Source organism: Tepidibacillus fermentans (assembly GCF_004342885.1).
Taxonomy (GTDB): domain Bacteria; phylum Bacillota; class Bacilli; order Tepidibacillales; family Tepidibacillaceae; genus Tepidibacillus; species Tepidibacillus fermentans.
In genome coordinates this window covers 148418-175086 of the sequence record NZ_SMAB01000003.1, presented here as the reverse complement: position 1 = coordinate 175086, position 26669 = coordinate 148418, and the positions used below count along the sequence as shown (strand labels likewise).

At 36.9% G+C, this 26669-nt stretch carries 23 protein-coding genes and 1 pseudogene; 15 read left to right on the top strand and 9 right to left on the bottom strand.

Annotation, left to right across the window (positions count from 1 at the left end; translation table 11 throughout):
* Positions 1-400: 400 nt before the first annotated feature.
* The gene (locus EDD72_RS03500) at positions 401-1444 is read right to left on the bottom strand and encodes an HD-GYP domain-containing protein (protein ID WP_132767267.1); all 1044 of its coding nucleotides are present in this window, start codon (positions 1442-1444) and stop codon (positions 401-403) included.
* 343 nt (positions 1445-1787) lie between these two features.
* Between EDD72_RS03500 and EDD72_RS03495 the strand changes: the two genes are divergently transcribed.
* Genes EDD72_RS03495 through EDD72_RS03480 form a run of 4 tightly spaced genes read left to right on the top strand, consistent with a single transcriptional unit; the run spans position 1788 to position 5133 of the window.
* Positions 1788-2288: an Lrp/AsnC family transcriptional regulator gene (locus EDD72_RS03495; RefSeq protein ID WP_207893633.1), complete on the top strand. Its 501-nt coding sequence runs from the start codon at positions 1788-1790 to the stop codon at positions 2286-2288.
* Positions 2288-3463: an aminotransferase gene (locus EDD72_RS03490; RefSeq protein ID WP_132767264.1), complete on the top strand. Its 1176-nt coding sequence runs from the start codon at positions 2288-2290 to the stop codon at positions 3461-3463. The genes EDD72_RS03495 and EDD72_RS03490 overlap by 1 nt, the downstream gene beginning before the upstream one ends.
* A 39-nt stretch (positions 3464-3502) precedes the next feature.
* Positions 3503-4594: a DUF2157 domain-containing protein gene (locus EDD72_RS03485; RefSeq protein ID WP_132767262.1), complete on the top strand. Its 1092-nt coding sequence runs from the start codon at positions 3503-3505 to the stop codon at positions 4592-4594.
* Positions 4591-5133: a GDYXXLXY domain-containing protein gene (locus EDD72_RS03480; protein WP_132767259.1), complete on the top strand. Its 543-nt coding sequence runs from the start codon at positions 4591-4593 to the stop codon at positions 5131-5133. The genes EDD72_RS03485 and EDD72_RS03480 overlap by 4 nt, the downstream gene beginning before the upstream one ends.
* A 29-nt stretch (positions 5134-5162) precedes the next feature.
* On the opposite strand, the gene EDD72_RS03475 is transcribed toward EDD72_RS03480, so the two are convergent.
* The 4 genes from EDD72_RS03475 to EDD72_RS03460 are packed head-to-tail and all read right to left on the bottom strand — an operon-like array spanning position 5163 to position 8783.
* Positions 5163-5618 (bottom strand): PTS sugar transporter subunit IIA, encoded by a 456-nt coding sequence (locus EDD72_RS03475; RefSeq protein ID WP_132767257.1) that lies wholly within the window; start codon positions 5616-5618, stop codon positions 5163-5165.
* 28 nt (positions 5619-5646) lie between these two features.
* On the bottom strand, positions 5647-7032 hold the full coding sequence (locus EDD72_RS03470; protein ID WP_132767254.1) for a PTS fructose transporter subunit IIC: 1386 nt from the start codon (positions 7030-7032) through the stop codon (positions 5647-5649).
* Between the two features lie 27 nt (positions 7033-7059).
* Complete coding sequence (pfkB, locus tag EDD72_RS03465; protein WP_132767251.1) at positions 7060-8001, bottom strand: 1-phosphofructokinase; 942 nt, start codon at positions 7999-8001, stop codon at positions 7060-7062.
* A gap of 11 nt (positions 8002-8012) precedes the next feature.
* On the bottom strand, positions 8013-8783 hold the full coding sequence (locus EDD72_RS03460; protein ID WP_132767249.1) for a DeoR/GlpR family DNA-binding transcription regulator: 771 nt from the start codon (positions 8781-8783) through the stop codon (positions 8013-8015).
* 301 nt (positions 8784-9084) lie between these two features.
* On the opposite strand from EDD72_RS03460, the gene queA reads away from it, so the two are divergent.
* From queA to yajC, 3 genes are read left to right on the top strand one after another with little or no spacing between them, the layout of a single operon-like run.
* Positions 9085-10113: a tRNA preQ1(34) S-adenosylmethionine ribosyltransferase-isomerase QueA gene (queA, locus tag EDD72_RS03455; RefSeq protein WP_132767247.1), complete on the top strand. Its 1029-nt coding sequence runs from the start codon at positions 9085-9087 to the stop codon at positions 10111-10113.
* Between the two features lie 32 nt (positions 10114-10145).
* Complete coding sequence (gene tgt, locus EDD72_RS03450) at positions 10146-11279, top strand: tRNA guanosine(34) transglycosylase Tgt (RefSeq protein ID WP_132767245.1); 1134 nt, start codon at positions 10146-10148, stop codon at positions 11277-11279.
* 39 nt (positions 11280-11318) lie between these two features.
* Positions 11319-11621: a preprotein translocase subunit YajC gene (gene yajC / locus EDD72_RS03445; protein ID WP_132767243.1), complete on the top strand. Its 303-nt coding sequence runs from the start codon at positions 11319-11321 to the stop codon at positions 11619-11621.
* Between the two features lie 141 nt (positions 11622-11762).
* Here yajC and EDD72_RS03440 read toward each other — a convergent pair whose 3' ends face one another.
* Both EDD72_RS03440 and EDD72_RS03435 read right to left on the bottom strand, forming a co-directional pair.
* Positions 11763-12584 carry a phosphatase PAP2 family protein gene (locus tag EDD72_RS03440; protein ID WP_132767241.1) on the bottom strand — a complete coding sequence of 274 codons (822 nt, stop codon included), beginning with the start codon at positions 12582-12584 and terminating at the stop codon, positions 11763-11765.
* A 106-nt stretch (positions 12585-12690) separates the two neighbouring features.
* Positions 12691-13080: a TIGR04086 family membrane protein gene (locus EDD72_RS03435; protein ID WP_132767238.1), complete on the bottom strand. Its 390-nt coding sequence runs from the start codon at positions 13078-13080 to the stop codon at positions 12691-12693.
* Positions 13081-13238: 158 nt separating this feature from the next.
* Here EDD72_RS03435 and EDD72_RS03430 point away from each other — a divergent pair, with 158 nt between their 5' ends.
* On the top strand, positions 13239-13925 hold the full coding sequence (locus EDD72_RS03430; protein WP_132767236.1) for a YetF domain-containing protein: 687 nt from the start codon (positions 13239-13241) through the stop codon (positions 13923-13925).
* Here the strand turns inward: EDD72_RS03430 and spoVB are convergent.
* Positions 13922-15493 (bottom strand): stage V sporulation protein B, encoded by a 1572-nt coding sequence (spoVB, locus tag EDD72_RS03425; RefSeq protein WP_132767234.1) that lies wholly within the window; start codon positions 15491-15493, stop codon positions 13922-13924. The genes EDD72_RS03430 and spoVB overlap by 4 nt on opposite strands.
* A gap of 178 nt (positions 15494-15671) precedes the next feature.
* On the opposite strand from spoVB, the gene EDD72_RS03420 reads away from it, so the two are divergent.
* The 7 genes and pseudogenes from EDD72_RS03420 (at position 15672) to dtd (ending at position 24942) form a co-directional block, all read left to right on the top strand.
* A complete protein-coding gene (locus EDD72_RS03420) occupies positions 15672-15920 on the top strand; it encodes a post-transcriptional regulator (RefSeq protein ID WP_132767296.1) in 249 nt (82 codons plus the stop codon).
* Positions 15921-16022: 102 nt separating this feature from the next.
* Positions 16023-18189, top strand: a pseudogene (secD, locus tag EDD72_RS13065) (protein translocase subunit SecD).
* A gap of 108 nt (positions 18190-18297) precedes the next feature.
* On the top strand, positions 18298-19233 hold the full coding sequence (locus EDD72_RS03410) for a cation diffusion facilitator family transporter (protein ID WP_132767232.1): 936 nt from the start codon (positions 18298-18300) through the stop codon (positions 19231-19233).
* 34 nt (positions 19234-19267) lie between these two features.
* Complete coding sequence (recJ, locus tag EDD72_RS03405) at positions 19268-21607, top strand: single-stranded-DNA-specific exonuclease RecJ (protein WP_132767230.1); 2340 nt, start codon at positions 19268-19270, stop codon at positions 21605-21607.
* A gap of 16 nt (positions 21608-21623) precedes the next feature.
* Positions 21624-22136, top strand: a complete 513-nt coding sequence (locus EDD72_RS03400; RefSeq protein ID WP_132767228.1) for an adenine phosphoribosyltransferase — start codon at positions 21624-21626, stop codon at positions 22134-22136.
* Positions 22137-22330: 194 nt separating this feature from the next.
* The gene (locus EDD72_RS03395) at positions 22331-24490 is read left to right on the top strand and encodes a RelA/SpoT family protein (RefSeq protein ID WP_424565522.1); all 2160 of its coding nucleotides are present in this window, start codon (positions 22331-22333) and stop codon (positions 24488-24490) included.
* 14 nt (positions 24491-24504) lie between these two features.
* Complete coding sequence (gene dtd / locus EDD72_RS03390; RefSeq protein ID WP_132767226.1) at positions 24505-24942, top strand: D-aminoacyl-tRNA deacylase; 438 nt, start codon at positions 24505-24507, stop codon at positions 24940-24942.
* 211 nt (positions 24943-25153) lie between these two features.
* On the opposite strand, the gene EDD72_RS03385 is transcribed toward dtd, so the two are convergent.
* Positions 25154-26644: an N-acetylmuramoyl-L-alanine amidase family protein gene (locus tag EDD72_RS03385; RefSeq protein WP_165894954.1), complete on the bottom strand. Its 1491-nt coding sequence runs from the start codon at positions 26642-26644 to the stop codon at positions 25154-25156.
* Between the last annotated feature and the right edge of the window lie 25 nt (positions 26645-26669).

Below are 26669 nucleotides of genomic sequence, written 5' to 3'. Positions count from 1 at the left end.
CCAAACAGTAGTGCGGTAGCCTGTGCATAGCGTACAAAAATAGGATGCTGATATTATTAGTATTAAAGCTTGATCGAGAAAAACTTGACACAAACGATGCAGTAACTAGACTCGACTAAAGAGGATTGAAACAGTAACTATATCACTTACCAAGCATTAAAACGGCAGGATGCAGTAACTAGACTCGACTAAAGAGGATTGAAACATAAAATTTCGTACCAATTTTAACTTCTGCATCAGGGATGCAGTAACTAGACTCGACTAAAGAGGATTGAAACATCCAAAACATTTCAGTTTCGATATAATCATCGGTTGATGCAGTAACTAGATTTGACGAAAGAGATAGAAAAGAAGTAACAAAGATTGGTAAAGATGATGAAGGACGGTATTTTTCGTGAAACTATTCCAATACTTCCTCGATGAATACCGTTTTCTCTTTAGCCAAATCGATTTCCATTGCTTCAATTTGATTTGAATTCTGTTCTTTTAAGAGTCGTATTATAGGGCGGGTTGGTAATCCTTTGTGTTGTCCCACAACAATACCGATTTCGTTTGTAGATAATCTTACCGTACTCCCATTTGGATAGGTGGCTATGGACTGTAAAAACTGCCAAACGATATCATGTTCGAAAAAATGATTGGTAAGGCCCATGATTTTTTCCAACGCTTCGTGTGGTTTGATTCGTATATTTCCCATATGTGGGTTTACAAGATTGTCATAATAATTCGCTAAGCCTACAATCTTAGCATATAAATGAATCTCATCCTTTTTTAACCCTCGCGGTGAGCCTTTGCCATTCATGTATTCATGATGTTCTAACGCAACAATCGATGAGACAGCATTGATCTCCGGCTTTTTTCTTAAATAATAAAATCCTCTCCATGTATGTTCGTTAACATTATCATGTTTTAATGTTAATTTATCTAAAGCCTCATCAGGGATGACTTTGCCAATGTCATGAAAAAGGGCTCCTAATGCCAATTCTTGTAATTGATTTCGGCTCATTTTTAAATTGATACCAATAATTATAGATATGATACATACGTTGACAGAGTGGATAAATAATTGATTATCTTTAGTTAATATGTCACCAAGAAATACAAGATTATCTTTATTTTTAAGAATTTCATCTATTAATTCACTCGTATTATTTTGCAGTTCCTTCATATTTAACTCTTTACCTGTTTGAATACATTTTACAGATTCAGAAAGTACACCAATTGTAGCTCTTTTTGTTTCTTCAGAAACTATATCTTCCACCTCAATATCACTAAAGCGATCGTCTTTAATATAAATTGCAGTGATTCCTAATTGTTTTAATTTCAGAATGATTTGTTTTGTCAATGAAACTCCATTACGTAATAAAATTTTTCCATCCATAGAATAGATGTTTTTGCCAAGAATTTGTCCTTCTCTTACACTTCCAATTGTTGTATATCTCATGTCTTCCTCCAAAAAAGCTGTATTACAAATATCGTAACATATTCAGTAAATATTGATAAAGTGTAAACAATCATTTTCTCTCATTCATATTTAAAAAGGCATAGTCAGAACATAGTTATGCCCTTTAGGAAGGTTTCTATCGTTTTACAACTTGTTTTATAATGTTATACTACTATGCATTTCTTATTTCTATTTTTCTTAAAACAATTTACGATAAATTAGAGGTGGAAAAGGAAAAAATCCATAAAAGATTAAAATTAAATTATCAATATTTTTAAATAAATTGAAAAATTTGCTGCTTTTTTTGTTATTATTAATCATAAATATGAAAAAGAAGTGAGTGATCGTTTTGGAAAAGAAAGAGATTGAATTTTTAGAACTTTTGGAAAAAAATGGGAGGATGGAAGTTGAGACTCTAGCCAAATTACTAGATATGGATGTAAAAGAAATCGAGAAAATGATGGATAAGCTAGAGAAGGAGAAGATTATTCTTGGTTATTCGGCGATTGTGGATTGGGCAAAAGTTTTAGATTATGAAGGAGTTACCGCAATGATCGATGTAAAGGTAACACCCAAGCGAGGAGTGGGATTTGATAAAGTAGCAGAGAGAATCTATCGGTTTCCTGAGGTGAAAGCAGTATATTTAATGTCGGGGGCGTATGATTTATCGGTCTCTGTTCAAGGGAGAACGATGTCTGAAATTGGCCGATTTGTTTCAGAAAAGTTATCAACGCTTGATTCTGTTATATCTACAACTACCCACTTTATTTTGAAGAAGTATAAGCATGATGGGGTCATATTTGACCATGAAGAAGATGACAGAAGAATTGTGGTGACACCATAATGTCAACTAAGCAAAAAACGTATCTATCAAAAACAGTTGAGCAACTGAAACCTTCAGGTATTCGAAGGTTTTTCGAGTTGGCATCAACGATGGATAATGTGATCTCGCTTGGGGTAGGAGAGCCAGACTTTGTAACGCCATGGAATGTAATAGAAGCTAGCTATCATGCACTTGAACAAGGGTATACTGCTTATACCGCGAATGCTGGGATGATTGAATTACGAGAGGAAGTAAGCCGGTATTTAAAATCGAATTACGAGGTTGAATATAATCCTGAAAACGAACTGATTGTAACGGTTGGGGCAAGTGAGGCGATTGATCTTGCTTTAAGGGCGATCATAAATCCAGGAGACGAGGTTATTGTTGTTGAACCGAGTTTTGTTGCATATTCACCTATTGTATCCTTAGCAGGTGGATTTCCAGTACCTGTACAAACGGATTCTAAAGATGCTTTTAAGCTCCAACCAGAACAAATAGAAAAAACCATTACCTCGAAAACAAAGGCCATTATTTTGTGTAATCCAAACAATCCAACTGGAACGGTTCTAGGAAAAGAGGAACTTATAAAGATTGCTTCCGTCGTTGAAAAATATGATTTAATCGTATTATCTGATGAAATCTATGCTGAACTTACTTACGATGAAGAATTTACAAGTTTCCCATCGATTAAAAGAATGAAAGAAAGAACTATTTTAATTTCTGGATTTTCTAAAGCTTTTGCTATGACAGGTTGGCGTTTAGGTTATGCAGCAGGACCTAAAGAAATTATTCAAGCGATGATAAAAATTCATCAATATACAATCATGTCTGCGCCAACAATGGCCCAACATGCAGCTATCGAAGCTCTGACAAATGGAGAAAGAAGCGTAAGAGAGATGAAAAAAAGCTATAGGCAACGAAGAAACTTTGTTGTTCATTCGTTTCATGAAATGGGACTTTCTTGTCATATACCTGGTGGAGCATTCTACGTTTTCCCTTCCATTTCTGAAACAGGATTAACATCTGAAGAATTTGCAGAACAACTTTTACGAAAAGAAAAAGTTGCAGTTGTACCGGGAAATGTCTTTGGAAAAAGTGGGGAAGGTTACATCCGATGCTCTTATGCGACATCGATGAAACAATTAGAAGAAGCAATGAAACGGATAGCAAGATTTGTTTCAGAATTTAAAAAGTAGTTTATTAAGGTTCCAAAGATAACAGTTGGGAGGGGTTTAATGGAAAAGCAAAAAATTAGCCAAAGTGATTTGGCGTTTTTGAAACAAGAACTTAATAAGCATAAATCCCGAGGAATCATTTCAGAGAAGCAAGTAGATACAATCATAGAATCTTATCAGGTAAATGGAAGTATTAGTTTTATTAAGGTTCTTGTTACTGTTGGTTCAATTTTAATGGGTCTTGGCATTTTAAGTTTAATTGCCAGTAACTGGATCTATATGGGGAAAGTTTTTAAATTTTCTTTGATTATTATTGCATACCTTGTTACGCAATGGATTAGTTTCCGTATTCGTGAACATTATCCCAAAACGAGCCGAAGTTTAACTTATTTAGGGGTCTTGATTTTTGGCGCTGGAATATTTTTGATTGGCCAAATGTTTAATTTTGGTGGCCGTTTTACAAATGCGTTTTTCATGTGGGCATTAGGAATTTTTCCATTGCTGATTTATTTAAAAGATCAATGGATGTTTACGTTTCTCCATTTATTACTCTTGGTTTATTTAAATGGTCAATTTGTGTATGGCAGTATCCCTTTTTCCTTGTTTTTGATTATTCCCATTTTATATAGATTGCAACGATATTTTACATTAAAAGAAAACCTATTTTTAACCAATATAATCACGTTAAATTTTATTTGGCTTCTTTTAGCTGAAGGATTTCATGTGAAAACAGAACTCATCCTTATCATCTTTTTTGTCATTGGGTTATTGATGTACTTTTTCCCTATTTCTTACTATCCTAAGATCTTTCAGACGCAGGGAAATATCTTGTTTGGGGTAACTGGTGTCATTTTAACATTGGATTGGATTTGGAAGGACTTTGACTTTGTTCAAGCCCTCCATTTGCCCAACTATTTTTCCATTCATATCCTTTTTGCAATCTTTTATTTTCTTCTCCTTTTGTCTTTGGTTAGGAAAAATAATTTATTCGCCTTGCTTTTTATTGGAATTACCATTTTAAGATTTTATTTTGACGCCATGTACGATTTTCTACCTAAATCGATCTTTTTCTTTACAGGGGGCATCTTATTATTAGGTTTTGGTTTTTATTTTGAACGGAAACGTAAAGAATTAGGGAGGGAACCAAGATGAGGAATAGATCGACAATATTCTTTTACATTGTGATGATTGTTCCAGTTCTCATTTTACTATCAATGAGTTTCCTTCCTACTATGACGTATTTTTTTGGTGAGGAAATTTTGCTAAAAACAAAACCCTTAGATCCAAGGGATCTCTTTCGGGGAGACTATGTATCTTTAAGATATGAAATCAATGATGTTCCTTTCAATCTTTTCCCTGAAGAATTGAAGTCAGGGAAAGAGTTTAGTAAGTTTAGGGACAAAGATTTGTATGCTATCTTACAAAGGAAAGGCAATTTTTATACGGTTGAAAAAATTAGCTTTACCAAACCTAACCATCCCTATTATTTAAAAGCTAAAGTGAATCTCTATGGTCCATTAAATGAAATGTCTGCTCAAAACGTTTATGTGGATTACCAAATCGACCGTTATTTTGTACCGGAGAATACAGGGGAAGACCTAGAAAAACAAGCTAGGGAAGGGAATCTAGTAGCCAAAGTAAAGGTATGGCATGGTTATCCTTTATTAATGGAGGTACAAAAAATGCCATGAAGCATAATACTTCATGGCGATCTATCTATTTAAGATGCTGTTTTGATGAGACTAAGAACCTCTTGAGCTGTTTTGGCTGACATTAATTGATTTCTAAATTCCTCATGGATGAGTTTTCTTGATAAAGCTGCTAAAATCTGCAAATGTTCATTGCCTGCTTGTTCTTCGGGAACAGCAATTAAGAAAACCATGGAAACAGGTTGGCCATCTAGAGATTGCCATTCAGTGGGTTGAGCTAATCTTGCAAAAGCTAATCCAGGTTTGCTCACTCCTTTAGACTTTCCGTGAGGGATGGCTACTTGAAAGCCAATACCTGTAGACCCTTTTTCTTCTCTTGTAAATACGGCTTCAGTATATAGATTCACATCGGAAATATATCCAGCTTGGGCCATTTTATTTGCCATTTTGGAGATGACATCTTTTTTGTCTGTTGCTTCTAGAGATAATGAAATGGTCTCTTCTTTAATGAGTGTCGATAGATCCATAGATAAGACCTCCTATAAGTTAAATGGATTATTGTTCATTTTTCCTTGTTTTTAATACACTGACAAGAAGAGCTGTCACGATCGTTCCTACGATGATTGAAACGGTATACATGAGTAAGTTTCCTACTGCATTCGGAATAAATAGGACAAAAATTCCTCCATGTGGTGCTCGTAATGTAGCCCCAAAATACATGGATAAAGCACCTGTGACTGCTGAACCAGCGACTATCGCAGGAATGACACGAAGGGGGTCAGCTGCAGCAAATGGGATAGCTCCCTCTGTAATAAATGAAATTCCTAAAATTGAGGCTGCTTTTCCAGCTTCTCTTTCTTCATTTGTAAATTTTTTAGGTGCGATTAAAGTAGCCAACCACAGACCTAATGGTGGAGTCATACCAGCTGCCATAACGGCTGCCATTGGAGCAAAAACATTGCTACCTAATAAACCAACTGCGAAAGTATAAGCGGTTTTATTGACAGGACCTCCCATATCAAATGCCATCATTGCACCTAATATCAAACCTAGAATTACCGCATTAGCAGAAGATAGGCTGGTTAGCCATCCTGTAAGGGCATCCATGATCGATTTTACAGGTGTACCAATGACAAAAATCATTAATAAACCAACAATCAATGTAGAGAAGAATGGAATAATGAGGATAGGAACAAGACCAGCAAAGTTTCTTGGTAATTTAATATAGTCGCGCAACCATTTTGCCACATAACCTGCAAGAAAACCGGCGATGATCCCACCTAGAAATCCTGCACCTATTTTACTAGCTAACATTCCACCAACTAATCCAGGTGCCAATCCAGGTTTTCCAGCGATCGAAAAGGCAATATACCCAGCAAGAACAGGAACCATTAAGGCAAAGGCAGAACCTCCACCAATATCCATTAACGCTTTTGCAATCGGATTATAAGAAGGATCATTAGGGTCAAAAGCTTTGATCCCAAAGATAAAAGAGATGGCAATGATTAATCCACCAGCTACCACTAATGGCAACATATTGGAAACACCATTCATTAAATGTTTATATACACCTGTTCGTTCAGCACTTCTCTCAGCTTTGATAGCCTCAACTTGTTCACGATAGTCAACAGTTTTTGCTTTCATCGAGATTGCTTGCTCAATTAATCCATTTGCATCCTTAATAGCTTCAGCAACACCAACTTTGATGACATTTTTCCCCTTGAATCTTTCTTCATTTACATCAACATCTACAGCTAAGATGATGGCATGTGCTTCGTGAATTTCTTCTGGTGTTAACTCGTTTTCAACACCGACTGCTCCCCTAGTTTCTACTTTAATATCCACATTTTTTTGTTTTGCTGCTTCTTGGAGAGCTTCTGCAGCCATATAGGTATGTGCGATACCAGTGGGACAAGCAGTAACAGCTAAAATTTTCTTCATTGTAATCCACCTTTCTACATGTTGTAGCTACAAAAGTTTTTTAACATTGATTTTATGAATCGCTTGTTTTACTTCTTCTAGTGAACAAACTTCTGTGCCGGGTTTGGTTGCTGTAATCGTTCCGGCAGTTGTCACCCATTTTGCTATTTCTTCTAAGTTTTTATTTTCTAATAAAGAGTAGACTAGTGTTGCAACCATAGAATCTCCTGCACCAACTGTACTTTTTGGTGTAATTGGAAATGGTGTGATTCGATAAGCTTCTTTTTGATTTAACACAATAGCTCCTTTACTACCCATTGAAACGATAATAAGGGAAATACCTTGTTCAATTAGTTCTTTTCCAGCTTCTACAATTTTTTGATCAGTATCAAGTTTTCTTGTCAATAATTGTTCTAGCTCAAAAATGTTGGGTTTTATCGCGTAGGGTTTTGCTTTAATTCCTTCTCTTAGTGCTGCTTTATCTGCATCAAGAATCGCCTTTGCTCCTGCTTGATTGGCAAATTGGATCAATTCATAATAGGTTTGATCTGACGCACCTTGAGGAAGACTTCCAGCAAACACAATCACTGAATTTGATGAAAGGTAAGATCTCAACCGTTCTTTTAAATTTGTAATATCTTGATCCGATATTGGGAACCCAACTTCATTAATTTCGGTAGTGATTCCAGCTTCTTCATCTACAATTTTGAAATTGGTTCTGGTCTCACCAGCAACATGAATAAAATCAGTTTGAATGGCTCTCTCATTTAATTGATTGCGCAGCAAATTTCCTTGGTCTCCGGCTATGAAGCCAGTTGCCAAAACATCAACCCCAAACTTTTTTAACACCTTTGCAACATTAATTCCCTTACCTCCAGGATCGATTCGGATTTGGCTGGCTCGATTAAGACCACCCACTTCAAACCGTGGAAGGGTGATGGTTTTATCAATGGCGGGATTTAATGTCACTGTGATTACCGCTGGTTCCATTTTGTTTCCTCCTATGATACTGTGACAGTAACGACTTCAATACCTAATTTGATCAATTCTTTGACAGTGTATTCAGGAACAGCATCATCGATAATCAATTTGTCCACTTTATTGATATTTGCGAACTTAGCAAAAGCAATTTTTCCTATTTTGCTATGATCGGCTAATAAAAAGACTTGTTTTGATGATTCAATCATTTTCCGTTTTGTAGATGCCTCAATTAGATTCGGTGTCGTGAGACCTTCTTTGATATCTAATCCATTTGTTGCGATAAATGCTTTGTCGACTTTGATCGCTGATAATGCTTCCTCCGCTAAAGGACCCACTAATGCTAAAGTCTCTCTTCTTAGAAATCCACCAATAATAATCACATCAATTCCTTGAGAATCCTGTAACTCATGAGCAAAAATTAATGAATTGGTAACAACGGTTAACTTTTGAAACCGCTTTAATTCTTTTACAACATGAAAAATTGTTGTCCCTGAATCTAAAAGGATCGTATCTCCTTCTTTAATGAATTCAACAGCCCTTTTTGCAATCGCACCTTTTTCTAAAAAATATTGATCTTCTTTTTCCCGAAATGTTGGCTCAAAATTCACATTTTCAACCGAGATTGCCCCACCATGAGTCCTTTTTAGAAGCTTCAAATCTTCTAATTCTTTCAGATCTCTACGAATGGTTGACTCGGATACATTGAGATACTCTCCAAGTTCTTGGACGGAAGCTCTGGATTTTTTCTGAATATAATCAAGAATGAGTGCTTTCCGTTCTTCACTGTACAACTGCTAAAAACACCTCCCTTACCCTTTCTTGGTCAAATGTGATTGATTATAAGGAAATAATTGATTATTTTTGATTATTTCTGATTGTTTTTGATTATAACATGAAAATTTTTTCATTTCAATAGAAAAAATATGTGTCATATAGCAACTTCATTGGATTATCGATGTCTCAGAGATTTCCTTGCAAAAAAACGAGGAGATTGATATAGTAAATAATTGCTAGTTATTCGTTTTCGAGTATTACCAAAAATTGAACATGGGAAAAATAATATAAATATCATTCAAACTGAGGGAAAATATGATGAACATTGAATTGTTTGATTTTGATTTACCGGAAGAACTAATCGCTCAAACCCCACTTAAAAATCGTTCTGATTCAAAACTACTCACTTTAAATCGACGCACTGGAGAGATTCAACACCACCGTTTTAGGGGTATTATTGACTTTTTACATAAAGGCGATACCCTTGTCTTAAACGATACAAAAGTATTACCAGCCCGTTTAATCGGTCAGAAAAAAGAGACAGAAGCAAAGGTAGAAGTATTATTATTGAAGCAATTAGATGACAATCGTTGGGAAACCTTGGTTAAACCAGGAAAAAGACTACGACAAGGACATGAAGTCGTTTTTGGTGACGGGTTACTGACTGGAGTGATCGAAGATACGACAGAAGTAGGAGGAAGAATCATTCGTTTTCATTATCAAGGGATTTTCAACGAAATTTTAGATCAATTAGGGCAAATGCCCCTTCCTCCCTATATAAAAGAACAACTAGAAGATAAAGACCGCTACCAGACTGTCTATGCCAAACATTTGGGTTCAGCAGCTGCTCCAACAGCAGGATTACATTTTACCAAGGAATTGTTACAACAAATTGAAGAAAAAGGCGTTCAAATCGTATATATCACCTTACACGTTGGACTCGGAACCTTTCGTCCTGTGCAAACGGAAAATATCGAAGAGCATCATATGCATTCCGAATATTATCAGTTAAATGAGGAAGCGGCGAAGAAATTAAATGAGGCAAAAGAAGAGGGAAGAAGAATTATTGCTGTAGGGACTACTTCTGTTCGCACCCTTGAAACGGTCGTTAACAAAGAAACAGAACGATTTGAAGCAAAGGATGGATGGACGGATATCTTTATCTATCCTGGATATGAGTTTAAAGCCATTGACGCGATGATCACCAACTTTCATCTACCTAAATCCTCTTTAGTGATGTTGGTCAGTGCTTTTGCTGGTCGTGATACGATTATGAAGGCCTATCAAGAAGCGATTGATCAGCATTATCGATTTTTTAGTTTTGGTGATGCGATGTTTATTTATTAAGCATCAAGTGGCGGAATGAAAGGTAGGATAGAATGTCAGCTATACGTTATGAATTAATTAAAAAAGATAAAAAAACAGGAGCACGATTAGGACGACTATATACACCTCATGGGGTGATTGAAACCCCAATTTTCATGCCTGTTGGAACGCAAGCAACAGTAAAAACGATGAGTCCAGAAGAATTGAAACAGATGAATGCACAGATCATTTTGAGTAATACTTATCATCTTTTTCTAAGACCTGGTCATGATATTGTGAAAGAAGCAGGTGGTCTCCATCATTTTATGAACTGGGATCGCCCCATTTTAACAGATAGTGGGGGTTTTCAAGTTTTTAGTTTGAGTGATTTGCGCAAAATAACAGAAGAAGGAGTCCACTTTCGCAACCATTTGAGTGGAGAAAAATTATTCATAAGCCCAGAGAAATCGATCGAGATTCAAAATGCTCTTGGAGCAGATATCATTATGGCGTTTGATGAATGTCCGCCATACCCTGCTGATCGCGACTATGTGAAAAAATCTCTTGAAAGGACAACAAGATGGGCAGAACGCTCTTTAAAAGCTCACTCAAGACCCAATGATCAGGCTTTATTTGGAATCGTACAAGGAGGGGTGTATAAGGACCTAAGAGAGCAAAGTGCAAAAGAAATCACCTCTCTTAACTTCCCCGGGTATGCAATTGGCGGGCTTAGCGTAGGAGAACCAAAGGAGATGATGTTCGATATTTTGGAATATACCACTCCTTTACTTCCTGAGGACAAGCCTCGTTATCTGATGGGGGTTGGCGATCCTGAGTCTTTATTTGAAGGCGTTATTCGTGGAATTGATATGTTTGATTGTGTTTTGCCTACGCGAATTGCAAGAAATGGTACAGCAATGACCAGTCAAGGACGATTGGTGGTTCGCAATGCGAAGTATGCGAGAGACTTTGGCCCGATTGATCCAAAATGCAGTTGTTATACCTGTCAAAATTATTCAAGGGCATATGTTCGTCATCTATTAAAGGCAGATGAAATTTTTGGACTAAGATTAACCACTTATCATAATCTCTTTTTCTTGCTTAATCTGATGAAAAATATCCGTCAAGCGATTCTAGAAGATCGCCTTCTTGAATATAAAGAGGAATTCTTTGCGGAATATGGGAGAAATGAGTTACGAACTTTCTAGATTTTTGTTATGATATTTTGAAGAAAGGAGGGAATATCGATGTTTTTGGCTCAAGGAACTGCAGCAACACAGGGGAGTTGGTTAGCAACGTTACTTCCTTTTGTATTGATGTTTGTCATTTTTTACTTCTTATTGATTCGTCCACAACAAAAAAGGACGAAGCAGCGGAATGCCATGCTGGCTAGTTTAAAGAAGAATGACAAAGTCGTAACAATAGGTGGGATCTATGGAACTATCGTTGATCTTACGGATGACAAAGTGACTCTTCGTGTGAATGAGAGCATGAAAATCACTTTTGATCGTAATGCGATTAATGGGGTAGTAGAAAGTAAAAGTGAATAGACTTTTACATAAGAAGAAAGAGCGTAATCCTTTAGATAGGGGTTACGCTCTTATTATTATACTTGAAAATTGCTCGTTCAATTTCTTCGTAGTAGTGCTGGCTTGACTCTCACCTATTGGACTAAGCAGAGTAAACATTGTTTATCTCTTTGTACTTAGTTGATCCCCAATCTCAAATTGACTCTTTCCAGTGACCATGTCACTAAGACGTAATCCAGTGTAACTAGCGATGAAAGCCAGGATCACGCCAGCAACCATGTCTAATAGCCAATGAATTCCAAGGTAAAGAGTTGAGAAGACAATGATGATTGCACTAAATAAAGCAATCTTACTAAATAGTAGGTTCTTGGAACGTAATGCGATCAACGCAATCGTAACGGAAATGGATGTATGCAAACTTGGAAAATTATTGTCAATTCCTGAAAGTGGCCGATATTCTATATCAAAGTTAGGATAAACTTGGGGAATCAGAAATTGAACATGATGATCAAAATACCAGACCTCATAGATGGGAAAGAAAAGATAAAATGGGATTGCAATCATATAATTTAGCATCAATGCATAAATAACGGCGTAAAATAAACGGTGGTCTTCATTAATGTATACCACTAATGAAGAAACCATCATGGCTGGGAAAACGATGATATAAAAGAATGTAAAGATATAAGTTAAGGTATCATTTAAAAAGAACTGTTGAATAAAATAGATCCCATACCCTTCTAATTGTTGAATGACTGGTGTGAAATCCCCAACATTAATATTTTTTTCAAAGATTTGTTCCATTTTATTAAAATAAAGGATTAAAAAAAGAGCTAAAAATTGAATGAACATCTTTTTATTTGAAAACAATGTAGTAAAAGAATTTTTGATGATTGTGTAAGGGTTCTGGCGCAAAACAATCATAGAAATCAGAATCGTAAGGATCGTTGAGGCAAGAATGATGGTGTTCATGGAATGAAACATAAAAGACCTCCATTTAACACTTATATTTAAAAATTATATCATATCTGATTGGGGCTTAGTAGTATTATATGTTTTCATTCCAGAAACATCCACTTGTCTTTCAGAATTATCTTTTTGAATTTACGCCAACCATACCGCCAAAGGAACCAAAAAGAAAACTTAAGAGAAGGAGTGCCAATAAACGAAGTTGGAAATCTAGGTTAAAACCTAGGAACCAAATGAGTGACAGTATGATTCCGTAGATTATCCCTGTGATCCCACCATAATACCAACCTCTAGTGCCTGCGATCTTACCACTTTTAAACCCACCGATGAGTAGACTAATCGCTGTCGTGATATAGATGAATATTGGAAGGCTCTGTTCAGATAAGGAAGTAAAATAGAGAATGAGCGTGAGTACAACTGTGCTTAGGATAACGATACTAAAAGTGTAAATAAGACCAGTTAAAATCGGATTGGAATATTTCTTTGTTGCATGATTTAAATTGGCTTTCATTCAATCATCACCTCCTCGTTCATAAATAAAGTGAAAAGAAATAGTTTGTACATTTTATGCAAAATTTTTTGCTTTATGTGAAGAGGGAAAATGGTTATAAATTCTTTTTCGAATGTTTAAACTATGATTTGAAACTCGAACAGGAAAAGGAGATTTAAATGGAAGTATTAACGGCTTTATTACGGACATTATTTATGTACTTTTTTGTCTTGATTGTTTTACGATTCATGGGAAAACGGGAAATTGGCAAATTATCCATTTTTGATCTAGTTGTCTCGATTATGATGGCAGAGATTGCGGTGATGGTGATTGAAGATACGGAACAACCGTTGTCAAAAGGCGTTGTTCCGATTCTTATTCTCATGGTCACACAGATTCTCTTATCTTATCTAACTTTAAAAAGTAAAAGACTTCGGGACCTTGTAGATGGGAAACCGTCTATTTTAATCGCAAATGGGAAGATTTTAGACAAAGAAATGGCTAGACAACGCTACTCTATCGATGATCTATTCACACAGTTACGGGAAAAAAATATTCAAAATATCGCAGATGTCGAATTTGCGATTTTAGAACCTTCGGGGAAACTTAGTGTCTTCCCCAAACCTTTTCACCAACCTGTTACGAAAGGAGACCTACAACTAAAGGGGAAAGAATATAAAAGCCTTCCTGTTCCTTTAGTTGCAGATGGTCAAATTTTGTTGGAGAATTTGCGGAAAATTGATAAGGACGAGCTCTGGTTAAAAAAACAGTTAAGAAACAAAGGATATTTAGACATTGGAGAAATATATTTTGTGAGTATCGATGATTCAGGCAATTTCTTTATTGATAAAAAGGATTCAAATTAAGGAAGAACCCGGCGAATAAGTGTCCCAAGCCAAGGAATCCGTTCTAAATCTTGCTTTTTTACCACTTTTAGGATCAACAATAAATAGAGATAGATGATCACACCAAGAATGAAAGAGATTAATAAACGTAAAATAATGTCGATTTGTTGAAGAGAATAAACGAAAAGGTAATAAGAAGCAAAACCCATGACGATTGCAGAAAGACTAATTGTCATCAATGGTTTAAGTTCAACGGTATAACCAATAATTTGGATAATACTACGGAAATGTAAAACAGTGACAAGAGCCATCCCTAGATTAATCGCGATTGCTACACCATCAATTCCTAAACTGGCTCTTGAGGCAAGTACTAAGATGGCGATGGTTTTAGCGGTGGCCCCAATCAGCGTATTGGTCATTGATTCTTTCGCATAATCTAATCCTTGTAAAGTAGAAGCTAGAGGGCGTTGAAGATACAAAAAGATGGAAAAAGGAGCCATGATCCGAATAAAATGTCCAACTTGCTGACTATTAAACAATAAGTAACTGATTGGATCAGCCAAAACAAACATCAAGATGGAGGCAGGTAAGCCAATCATATAAGCCATTTTTACAGCTTGATGTAAACGTTTATAGACAAGGAATTGGTTCTTTTGCGCTGCTGCCTCACTAACAGCAGGGATGAGTGAAACGGAAAGAGAGTAGGTAATCACCGTTGGAAAGTTAATGACTAATAATGCCATACCTGTTAATTGACCATATTGGGCAGTAGCTATTTTTGTACTGACTCCTGCTAAAGCTAGACTATGGGAGACTACGCTAGGTTCAATAAAATAGGCAAGGGAACCAATCAGCTGACTTGTGGTAACAGGAATGGCAATTCGGAACATTTTTGGATATAATTGATTGTTTTGGTTCAATAAAAGTCGTTTTCGAGTTGATATTTGTTTTTCTCTCTTTTGCATAAAGTAGTGAGTAATTAAAGTAAAGTTACCCGCAATTTCACCAATGACCATACCAAGCATTGCACCGGCAGAAGCGTATTCAACCCCTTTTGGTAAAAATGTGAGAGAAAGAATAATTCCAAAAACCATTCGAAAAATGGTTTCTATAATAGTTGAAGTCGCTGAAGGGATCATATTTTGTTTTCCTTGAAAATAACCTCGTAGGACAGAAGATACAGAAATAATTGGAATAATGGGAACAATCATGACCAGTGTGAAATATACCCTTTCATCCGTTAGAATATATTGACTGATGAGCGGGGCCAATAAGTAAAAGACGACAGAAATGCCGATTGAGAGAAATATGACAAGGATAAGAGCGATTTGCAAAATCTTTTGCGTCTGCCTCGTATCATTCTTTGCCTCCGATTCAGCAACCATCTTAGAAACCGCAATAGGTAAACCTGCTGTAACAATGGTGATTAAGAGAATTAAGGATGGAAATGCCATTTGGTATAAACCGATCGCTTCTGCACCGATTATTCTTGAAAGAACAATACGGTAGATGGTTCCTAATCCTCGCGTCACTAATCCAGCGATGACTAAGATCATTGCACCATGTATAAAGTTCTGTTTCATTGCCATGATTTCCACCCATTTCTTTATAGTTTTTAAGCTAGTCTAGATATATGAAAAATTGGCCAAACTCATGACAAAATGAAATTCTTTTTATTGCAGGAGGAAAAAAGCATTTTGATGGCGAAGTATTGTATAGTATGTATGCGTAAATCGAAGAAATTTTTTGAAAGTGGTGATTAAGGACATGGAAGGACTTGATCTTGAAGAATATGATCGCCAATTAGAAGCATTATGTCAAAGTAAGGCCGAAGAATTTCAATTAATGGGATATAAAGGAGTAACGGCTAAAGAGATTTGGCAGTGTGTTTCTGAAAAATATAAAAATGAGATCCCACCGTTACATCGAGTCGTCAATGATATTTTGTCATTAAAAGTGACGACGTTTATGAATTGGATGACGTTAAATGCTTTTAAGGGAATGAATCTAGACTAAAGACTAAATCGGCTTTTCAACCCACGAACCCTTTCATTGCACTGTGATATGGAAAAGGGTTATAATTTCCTTATTGAGTGAAAAAGGAGGATACTATGAATGATTCGCTGGAATAAACTTATTGCACTCATTGCCATCATCCTATCCCTTTCATTGCTAATGGCTTTTACGTCCAACTATGTAGTACGTCATATTACGTTAGGTCTCGATTTACAAGGCGGTTTTGAGGTGTTATATCAGGCTTCTCCGTTAGAAGGAGAAAAAGTAACTAGCCAAGGGTTAAAAGATACGGTTCGTGCGATTGAAAGAAGGATTAATGTACTTGGGGTGACAGAGCCTGAGATCAATATCGAAGGCCAAGATCGAATTCGTGTCAAACTTGCAGGGGTTACCAATCAAGATGCTGCAAGGGAATTGCTAGGAAAGCCAGCTCGACTTACTTTTCGAAATGTGAATAACGAAATTTTACTAGATGGAAAAGATTTGGTTCAAGGTGGAGCAAAAGTAGATGTAGATACTCAAACCAATCAACCAGTCGTCCAGTTAAAACTTAAGGATGCGAACAAATTTAGAGATATTACGAGCAAATATCTTGGACAACCCATTGGTATTTATCTTGATGAGGATTTAATTACAAATCCAACGGTTCAATCTGTCATTACTACAGGGACGGCTGTGATTACTGGACAAGAAAGTGTAGAAAAGGCTCAAGAACTTGCTGATTTATTAAATGCTGGAGCTTTACCACTTCAGCTGAAGGAGATCCAATCGCAAAGTGTAGGGGCAAGTTTAGGGATGCAAGCCTTACAATTAGGAGTGAAGGCGGGTATCATTGGTACCGTACTCATTTTATTATTCATGATTTTGTATTATCGATTACCTGGGTTTATTGCAAGCTTTACACTTGTTTTCTATATTTATCTCATTCTTGTTGTATTCTGGCAAATGCATGTAACACTCACTTTACCAGGAATCGCTGCACTGGTATTAGGAATTGGTATGGCTGTTGATGCCAATATCATTTCTTACGAAAGAATAAAAGAAGAATTAAGAGCTGGTAGAAGTCTCATGTCTGCGATTCGAGTAGGATATCAACGTTCGTTTGCAACAATTCTCGATTCGAACTTAACAACGATTATTGCTGCACTTGTTCTATTCATTATCGGTGAATTCGGTCAGATCAAGGGTTTTGCGATTACGTTAATTGTTAGTATCCTCGTAAGTATGGTAACTGCTGTTTTTGGTGCAAGATTGTTAATCAACTTGTTTGTCAAATCGAATCTTACATCCAAAACATGGCTCTTTGGCGTGAAGGAGGCTGAGATTCGTGAACTATAAATTTGAATTTGTAAGACATCGCAATATTTTCTTTGCTATTTCTGGGATTATTACGATATTAGGAATCATCTCATTACTTATTTTTGGTCTGAATCTAGGAATTGATTTTAAGAGTGGGTCTCGGCTTGACATTCATATTGGTAAAGCTTTTACAGATACAGAAGTGAAGACATTATTAAAACAAGCAGAAGATCAAGCGAAGGCAAAGGGATTTCAAAATGTGAACTTAAAACCAACAGTTATTCGGACAGCCGGAAACAATAATGAGATTGCTGTTGCTCGCTTTGATCAAACCGTTTCTAAAGATGTACTACCGATCATTCGTAGTGTTTTTCAATCAAAATATGGTTCAAAAGTAGATATTCAAGAGAGTACGGTTGACCCAACGATTGGTAGGGAGTTAGCGAGAAAAGCAATCTATTCTGTGTTATGGGCTTCCCTTGGAATTATTCTCTATGTAACATTCCGCTTCGAATATCGTTTTGCGATTGCAGCGATCATTGCCTTGTTACATGATGCTTTTTTCGTCATTACTATGTTTTCGATCTTCCGTTTAGAAGTAGATATTACCTTTATTGCAGCAATTTTGACCATTGTGGGCTATTCGGTGAATGATACGATCGTTATCTTTGACCGAATTCGAGATAATCTGAAAAAGGCGAACATTAAGCGTATGGATCAGCTTGAAGATGTAGTGAACCTTAGCTTGAATCAAACGTTATCCCGTTCGATTAATACGGTACTTACTGTTTTCATTACGGCCTTAGCCTTGTTTATCTTCGGTGGCTCAGGAATTCATAATTTCTCGTTAGCACTGTTGTTTGGTTTGTTTACTGGAGCCTATTCATCTATATTTATTGCATCTCAGATTTGGGTCGTATGGAAAGGCCGTGATTTTAAAAAGAAACGAGTTCAACTAAAGGAAGCGTAAGATAAGAAAAATGGTTAAAACTATAATTGTAAGATCTGTTACCGCGGGCCTACCGCGGTTTTTCTTCTGAAATGATCACTCGGATTCTTCTGACTTGAGGAGGAAATTATGAAAGAACAGCGTTTTCAAAAAGCAGAATATGCAGCATGGGTTGGGATTATCGGTAATCTTCTACTATCCTTAGTAAAAGGGGTTGCAGGGATGATTGCAAATAGTAAAGCGTTAATTGCTGATGCCGCCCATTCTGCCTCCGATGTAGCAGGTTCCATTGCTGTTCTCATTGGCTTAAGAGCAGCACAGTTACCACCTGATAAGGACCATCCTTATGGTCATGGAAAAGCAGAAAATATTGCTGCAATTATCGTCTCTGTGATACTCTTTTTTGTAGGGGTTGAAGTCGCCTATTCCTCTATTCGCGGACTGTTCCAACAACATATTGAGGCACCGGGAATGCTAGCCATTTATGCAACCATTCTTTCGATTATTGTAAAAGAATCGATGTTTCAGTATAAATATCGGGTAGGGAAAAAAATCAATTCTCCTGCTGTCATTGCGAACGCTTGGGAACACCGATCCGATGTCTATTCTTCCATTGGGGCTTTAATTGGCATTGGTGGAGCAGTTTTTGGAGGGAAATATCAAATCCATTGGCTGCTTTATTTAGACCCACTAGCTGGTGCCGTTGTAGCGATTATAATTCTCAAAATGGCTTATGATCTAGGAAGAGAAACGATACACAATACATTAGATCGTGTGTTACAAGAAGACGAAACGAAAGAATACGTTGCGGCTGTAGAAAAAGTGTTTGGTGTCATGCATGTGGATGAATTATTTGCCAGAGAACATGGCCATTATGTTATCGTTGATTTAAAAATTGCAGTCGATCCCAAGATTACGGTAGAGCAAGGACACCAGATTGGTAAAGAAGTAAAAAAAACATTACTCTTACAATTTCATAATGTAAAAGATGTATTTGTACATATCAACCCTTACCAAACCACTTATTATCAAAAACAGTCAGACGAACCGTTTCTCATACAATAAAATATAGAAAAAAATCAATCTAGGAGTGGAGGAAATGTTAGAACCAAAGAAACGTTGGTTCATTCAGGAAGTGGAAGATGAGATCGTAGAAATGCTCGCTCGTGAGACGGGATTAGATCCAGTGGTTGTTAGGTTGTTAGCCATTCGTGGTCTCAAAAAGAAAGAGGAGATCGAACGATTTTTAAACCATGATGTCTCGATGTTATATGATCCTTTTCTGTTTCTGGACATGAAAAAAGCAGTGAATCGAGTTCATACCGCAATCGTAAAAGGGGAAAAAGTGTTAATATATGGGGATTATGATGCAGATGGTGTTACCAGTACCACCATGATGTATAAGACGTTGAAGCAATTAAGAACCAATTTTGATTATTATATCCCGAATCGGTTTACCGAAGGATATGGACTCAATAAAGAAGCGTTGGAAGAGGCAGCGAAACAGGGATTTCAAGTGGTGATTACCGTAGATACCGGCATAAGTGCCGTTGAAGAAGCGCATTTGGCCAAGCAATTAGGGTTAGATTTGATAATTACCGATCACCATGAACCCCCAGCAATTCTTCCTGATGCTTTTGCGATTATAAATCCAAAAACACCAGGGGAAACATATCCTTTTAAGTTATTGGCTGGTGTTGGCGTTGCTTTTAAATTTGCTCATGCACTTTTAGGGAGAATTCCCATGGAGTACATAGATATAGCCGCTATTGGTACGATTGGTGATCTTGTTCCATTAATCGATGAAAATCGCATTATTGCAAGAGCAGGCTTAGAGCAACTCGCAAAAACAGAACACATTGGATTACAAGCACTACTTGAAGAAGCGGGATTAAAAGGAAAAAAAATCACAACTGGACATGTAGGGTTTGGGATTGTTCCGAGAATTAATGCGAGTGGTCGTTTGGAAACAGCCGATCATGCTGTTCGCCTTTTTATAACGGAAGAGGAAGAATTAGCAAAAGAATTGGCGAATACTTTAGGTATGATTAATCAAGAAAGACAAGAAATTGTTGAAATGATCACTAAAGAAGCGTTTGAAATCATCGAATCTCATGAAATGCAAAAGGATAAAGTACTCGTCGTAGCCAAAGAGAACTGGAATGTCGGAGTCATTGGTATCGTTGCTTCTCGTATTCTTGAAAAATATTATCGCCCGACGATCGTGCTTAGCATAGATCCTGAGACAAGGATGGCTAAAGGTTCGGCACGAAGTATTGTTGGCTATGATATCTACCAAGCACTGACGGAAGCAAAAGATTTACTGCCTCATTATGGTGGCCACACAGCAGCAGCAGGATTAAGTATTCACGAAAAAGATATCCCTCAATTTCGACAAAAATTAAATCTACTGGCGGAAGAATGGCTAAATGCAGAGGATTTTATTCCGACTGAAAATGTAGATATGGTTTGTAATTTGGATCAGATAACGATTCCTTTGATTGAACAAATTGAAAAAATGGAACCATTTGGTATGGGTAATCCGAGCCCGAAATGGATGATTGAAAAAGTTGAAATCGCCAAAATATCCACGATCGGTAAAGATCAACAGCATTTAAAAATGACGGTTGCCAACCAAAATAAGATGATAGAGGCCTTAGCTTTTAAAATGGGCCATCTAAATAAAGAGATTGCAGCTTCTTCTGAAATTCGTATCCTAGGAGAACTAAATGTGAACGAATGGAACGGGGAAAAGAAACCACAAATCATGATCCGTGATTTTCAAATCCCTCATCTCCAAATCTTTGATTGGCGAAATCGGAAGGTTGAAGAAGAATCATTAAAAGAGCTAGATCACGAGCAAGCACTTATTTTCTATGATGAAGAAGTTCAAAAAGAGGAGCTTTCGATTTTTCAATTGGCGCGAAAAATATCGTACCAACGTTGGGAAAAAAGGACATTCACAGTAACAAGGTTCAAACAGGTTGTTCTTTATGATCTGCCGCCAAGAGTTTCCACAATGGAAGAGATTATGGGTGAACTGAAAGAAGTTGAAAAGCTCTATTGTATTTATGAAAATTTTGTTCATACTAAATATAGATTTGACCCCGCGCCAAATCGTAACGTATTGAAACAGGTCTATTCTTTCTTAAGAAAACATCCTGAACTAAAACAAAAAGAAAAAGCCGAACATTTTTTTAAAAAATTAGGGATTAGTTCAGAAACTTTTCATTTTATACTTGAAGTTTTTCGTGAATTAGGTTTTATAATAGTAGATGGAGATATTCTTACCTTACATCCGAATCCTGAGAAAAAGGAATTAGTGCAATCATTATCCTATCGTAAATACTTGGAAAAGGAAAAGGTAAAGGAAATTTTCTTATATTCTAATACAAAAAATCTAAGGGACTGGTTCTTACATAAGTCCAAGAGGAATTAGGAGGAGTCATTGAATCATGGATTATAAAAGCTTGATACGGGTAATCCCGGACTTTCCTCAAGAAGGAATTAGTTTTAAAGATATAACTACTTTATTAAAAGATGGGGAAGCATATCGTTCAGCAATTAATGATCTTGCTGAATTTGTTAGAAGATTTGATATCGATTTAATTGCTGGACCAGAAGCACGAGGTTTTGTTGTTGGAGCTCCTCTGGCTTATTCATTAGGTGTTGGTTTTATCCCTGTACGGAAAGCAGGGAAGCTACCTGCTGAAACGATTCAGGCTAGCTATAATTTGGAATATGGGAAAGATGCATTAGCGATGCATAAAGATGCAATAAAACCCGGTCAAAAAGTATTAATTGCAGATGACCTTTTGGCTACAGGTGGAACGATCAAAACAACGATTGAACTCGTAGAAAAATTAGGGGGTATCGTTGTTGGTGCAACATTCTTAATTGAGCTAAGTTATCTCAAGGGACGAGAAGCATTAAAAGGTTATGAAGTCTTCTCTCTGGTTACCTACTAATGGTATTAAATAATGAGTTAATTTTTATAAAAATCATATAAAATCTTGTTAGGAAACCTAGCAATTCCCGTGTTAGGTTTCTTTTATTTGGAAAACAATTGTTTCCTCTATCTCTTTACTTTAGAATGAAAATTAGTAATAATAAAATGATATATGATATTTATAGATATCAGGTGAAAACGATGGATCATGGTATGGATCAATTATTGGAAAAAGCTGCAGAATATATGTCTGATGAGGATATCGCACTAATCGAACAAGCCTATGACTTTGCAAACAAGGCTCATGAAGGACAATTCCGAAAATCGGGAGAAGCCTATATTATTCACCCAGTAAAAGTCGCTGAGATTCTTGTAGATTTGCAATTGGATGTGGTAACCGTTATCTCTGGACTTCTTCATGATGTGGTTGAGGACACTCCTGTCACCTTAGATGAGATCACGAAGGTCTTTGGTGACGAGGTGGCACGTTTGGTAGATGGTGTGACCAAATTAGGCAGGATTAAATATAAATCTAAAGAAGAGCAACAAGCAGAAAACCATCGTAAAATGTTTGTCGCGATGGCAAAAGATATCCGTGTGATTTTAATTAAATTAGCAGACCGCCTCCATAATATGAGGACTTTAAAGCATTTACCTGAGGATAAGCAGCGACGAATCGCCAATGAAACGTTGGAGATCTTTGCTCCATTGGCACATCGTCTTGGTATTTCAACAATAAAATGGGAACTCGAGGATATCGCTCTACGCTATTTAAATCCTCAGCAATACTATCGGATTGTACATCTGATGAAGCGGAAAAGAGCGGAAAGAGAAGAGTATTTGGCAAAGGTGATTCAAGCGATTGAAAATCGGTTAAAAGACCTAGATATCCACGCAGAGATTGCGGGTCGACCAAAACACATTTATAGTATTTATCGGAAAATGGTAAAACAGAACAAGCGTTTTGACGAAATCTATGATTTATTAGCTGTTCGCGTGATTGTGGATACCATTAAAGATTGTTATGCCGTATTAGGAACCATTCATACTCTATGGAAACCAATGCCCGGTCGCTTTAAAGATTATATTGCGATGCCAAAAGCGAATATGTATCAGTCCTTGCATACGACAGTCATTGGGCCAAATGGAGAACCCTTAGAAGTTCAAATTCGAACCTTTGAAATGCACCATACGGCAGAATATGGAATTGCTGCACATTGGGCTTATAAGGAAGGGAAAGCGCAAGCCGATGGTTCGTTTGAAGAAAAACTAACCTGGTTTAGAGAAATTCTCGAATGGCAAAACGATTATAAAGATGCGACAGAATTCATGGAATCTTTAAAGATGGATTTATTTGCCGATGCAGTCTTTGTCTTTACTCCAAAAGGAGATGTAATTGAACTTCCACAAGGGTCTGTTCCCTTAGACTTTGCTTATCGGATTCATACGGAAGTAGGGAACCGGTGTATAGGAGCAAAGGTGAATGGCAAGATTGTACCGCTTGATCATCCACTTAAAACTGGGGACATCGTTGAAATTTTAACATCAAAACATAGTTATGGTCCGAGCCAAGACTGGTTGAAGATTGCCAAGTCTTCGCAAGCGAAAAATAAAATTAAGCAATGGTTTAAAAAGGAAAAACGAGAAGAAAATATTGTAAAAGGTAGAGAGAGTATTGAAAGGGAGCTTCGTCGTCAAGGATATGATATCAGTCAGGTCATGACGCAAGAGAATTTACGGGAAGTGGCGCAAAAGTTCAATTTTAATGATGAAGAAGATATGCTTGCTGCGATTGGGTATGGTGGATTCACCGCCATGCAAATCGTTACCCGACTGATTGAAAAGGTAAAGAAGGCAAATGGTGATGAACTTGCCAAAGGTATCGAATTACGCCCGCCAGTGTCAACAACTCCTAAGAAAAAGGTTGCAAATGGCGTAAAAGTAAAAGGTGTGGATAATTTATTGGTTCGTTTTTCCCGTTGTTGCAACCCCGTTCCTGGTGATGATATTATCGGATTTATTACAAGAGGGAGAGGGGTTTCCATCCACCGAACGGACTGTCCTAACATTCAACAACTTAAGGATGGGAATGAACGATTTATCTTTGTTGAATGGGATAATCATCAAGATCAAGCCTATAATGTCGACATAGAAGTAACAGGAATGGATCGAAGAGGACTACTGAATGAAGTTCTCCAAGCTGTATCCGAGACGAAGACGAATATGACGGCTGTTTCTGGAAAATCGGACAAGAATAAAATCGCAACGATTTTGATGACGATTCTGATTCATAATACTGAACATCTTCATTCTGTCGTTGAGCGGATTAAACGAGTCAAAGACGTCTATACCGTTCGCAGGATTATGCAGTAGAGGGGGATATCGTGATGAGAATTGTAATTCAAAGGGCAAAGCGAGGTAAAGTACTCGTGAATAACGAAGTAGTAGGCGCTATTGAAAAGGGATTCGTTTTACTCGTTGGAGTCACTCATGATGACGAAGAGAAAGATGTAGAGTACTTGGCAGATAAGATTGTGAATCTGAGAATTTTTGAAGATGAAGAAGGGAAAATGAATCTCTCTTTACTTGATGTAAACGGCAGTATTTTATCCATTTCCCAATTTACCCTCTATGGCGATGCCAGAAAGGGGAGACGTCCTAATTTTATGAATGCTGCAAAACCTGATAAAGCAAAACAATGTTATGAACGGCTAAACCAGTTGTTGCGAGAAAAAGGGGCCCATGTAGAAACTGGGCTATTCGGTGAAATGATGGAAGTGGACTTTATCAATGATGGTCCTGTTACGATTATTTTAGAATCTTAATTTTATAGATGAAAATGTACTTGTGCTTTGTGGTCTAGATTAAAAATTAGGTTTGTATATTCCAATGCGCTCCGTTGTCCGCCACTTTCCGTAAAATAATGATTAGGTGAGAAAGTGGCTGCCAAAAGTCGCTGCTTATGGAATATATAAACCCGATATCTCCAGATTATACGTTAAGAAAGGATAGGAAGTAAGGTGCTCCTATCCTTTCTTATTTATCCTGAAAATATTTAATCACTCCTTGAAAAATTCCCTCTGCAGATCGTTCTTGAAAGATCGGAGAACGAGCTTGAAGCTCATCTTCATAATTCGTGAGAAAAGTGAGTTCGACGAGAATGGATCGTATTGGATTCTCTCGCAAAACGAAAAAGTTACCAAATCGAGGATTTAGATCGATTTGTTTATTTTGCTTTAAGAGTTCTCGATGAACGGTTTGAGCGAGTTTTTGGTCTATATTCTTATAATAATAGGTAATCGTCCCCTTAATCTGAGGGTTAGAAATTGTATTATGGTGAATACTGATAAACGCATCCGCCTGATTTTTAATGGCGAGATAAGTTCTTTGTTCAAGAGAAACTTTGTAATCACTATCTCTCGTCATGATGACATTCGCTCCTGAAGCTTCTAATTTCTTTTGTAGTAGTTTGGCTACAGCTAGATTCACGTCTTTTTCTTTCGTATTAAAATAAGTACCGATTGAACCAGAGTCGTATCCACCATGCCCAGCATCCACGACGATGGTACGTCCAGCCAAAGCATTCTCGATTCCGTGCTTTATCTTTTTTTCTATTCCTGTAACGGAGACGATCCAGCCTGCCACGTAAGCTTTTTGTCCACTTGGTAACTGAATCAAGTACCAATCTCCTTCTGTTCCGATGATCGGGAATTGCTCCCCTTTTTGAACCACCGCTATAATTGGTGAATAAGTTGTTGGTTCTTTCCGAATGTTGGTTCCTGGAAGGGTAATGAACACTTTAGGTAAATTCGTCATTTCCTCATTGTGATCTACTTTTGACGCATATTGACTTGCGATCCAACTATCTTGGTTATTGTAACGAATTCGATACCAACCATTTTTAATCTCAAATACTTCAATCTGGTCCCCCTTCAATAATTGACCGATGACAGAATAGGTTGTCGAAGGGCCTGATCTTACATTTAAGCGATTGGATTGAATCTTTACAAATTCTTTTTTCGATGTTTCTTTCGATGGTGGAGTATTCGATTGTTTGGTTAACCATTTGGCGACCCATCCTTGTTGTCCTGGTTTCAGTTGAATTTTTAACCAATCTCCTTCTTGATCGACAATAAGATAGTATTTATCGTTATGGATTTGACCGATAATCGGGAAACTTGTACTTGGGCCTGAGCGAACATTTAAATTTTGAATGGCAGCTTTAACGGTTTGTTCACTTTTATTCGTTTCGCTCACATTTTTTTCAACCAACCAATCAGCAACCCAACCATAGTAATTACCTATTTTTATTTTGTCCCAGCCATATTTTTCTTCAAGTACAGGATATTTTTCTCCCTGTTTGATCTGTGCCAATATATCATATTCTAACCCAGGTCCTTTTCTTACATTGATAATATTCCCCTTTACTGTTGCAATAGTGGAAGAATAAACGTTTTGCTGAGGCATAATTGCTGAAAAAATAACGAATTGAACTAGAAGAAGATTAAAAAGGAACCTTCGTTTCAAAGCTCTTCCTTCCTTTCTAGAGGGT

Excerpts from the sequence above, each read along its gene's own strand:
- EDD72_RS03480 (WP_132767259.1), top strand. The coding sequence starts at position 4,591 with ATGAGGAATAGATCGACAATATTCTTTTACATTGTGATGATTGTTCCA.
- tgt (WP_132767245.1), top strand. The coding sequence starts at position 10,146 with ATGTCAGCTATACGTTATGAATTAATTAAAAAAGATAAAAAAACAGGA.
- yajC (WP_132767243.1), top strand. The coding sequence starts at position 11,319 with ATGTTTTTGGCTCAAGGAACTGCAGCAACACAGGGGAGTTGGTTAGCA.
- EDD72_RS03410 (WP_132767232.1), top strand. The coding sequence starts at position 18,298 with ATGAAAGAACAGCGTTTTCAAAAAGCAGAATATGCAGCATGGGTTGGG.
- EDD72_RS03500 (WP_132767267.1), bottom strand. The coding sequence starts at position 1,444 with ATGAGATATACAACAATTGGAAGTGTAAGAGAAGGACAAATTCTTGGC.
- EDD72_RS03420 (WP_132767296.1), top strand. The coding sequence starts at position 15,672 with ATGGAAGGACTTGATCTTGAAGAATATGATCGCCAATTAGAAGCATTA.
- EDD72_RS03475 (WP_132767257.1), bottom strand. The coding sequence starts at position 5,618 with ATGGATCTATCGACACTCATTAAAGAAGAGACCATTTCATTATCTCTA.
- EDD72_RS03430 (WP_132767236.1), top strand. The coding sequence starts at position 13,239 with ATGGAAGTATTAACGGCTTTATTACGGACATTATTTATGTACTTTTTT.
- recJ (WP_132767230.1), top strand. The coding sequence starts at position 19,268 with ATGTTAGAACCAAAGAAACGTTGGTTCATTCAGGAAGTGGAAGATGAG.
- pfkB (WP_132767251.1), bottom strand. The coding sequence starts at position 8,001 with ATGGAACCAGCGGTAATCACAGTGACATTAAATCCCGCCATTGATAAA.
- EDD72_RS03485 (WP_132767262.1), top strand. The coding sequence starts at position 3,503 with ATGGAAAAGCAAAAAATTAGCCAAAGTGATTTGGCGTTTTTGAAACAA.
- queA (WP_132767247.1), top strand. The coding sequence starts at position 9,085 with ATGAACATTGAATTGTTTGATTTTGATTTACCGGAAGAACTAATCGCT.
- EDD72_RS03435 (WP_132767238.1), bottom strand. The coding sequence starts at position 13,080 with ATGAAAGCCAATTTAAATCATGCAACAAAGAAATATTCCAATCCGATT.
- EDD72_RS03470 (WP_132767254.1), bottom strand. The coding sequence starts at position 7,032 with ATGAAGAAAATTTTAGCTGTTACTGCTTGTCCCACTGGTATCGCACAT.
- EDD72_RS03490 (WP_132767264.1), top strand. The coding sequence starts at position 2,288 with ATGTCAACTAAGCAAAAAACGTATCTATCAAAAACAGTTGAGCAACTG.
- EDD72_RS03440 (WP_132767241.1), bottom strand. The coding sequence starts at position 12,584 with ATGTTTCATTCCATGAACACCATCATTCTTGCCTCAACGATCCTTACG.
- EDD72_RS03395 (WP_424565522.1), top strand. The coding sequence starts at position 22,331 with ATGGATCAATTATTGGAAAAAGCTGCAGAATATATGTCTGATGAGGAT.
- dtd (WP_132767226.1), top strand. The coding sequence starts at position 24,505 with ATGAGAATTGTAATTCAAAGGGCAAAGCGAGGTAAAGTACTCGTGAAT.
- EDD72_RS03400 (WP_132767228.1), top strand. The coding sequence starts at position 21,624 with ATGGATTATAAAAGCTTGATACGGGTAATCCCGGACTTTCCTCAAGAA.
- spoVB (WP_132767234.1), bottom strand. The coding sequence starts at position 15,493 with ATGGCAATGAAACAGAACTTTATACATGGTGCAATGATCTTAGTCATC.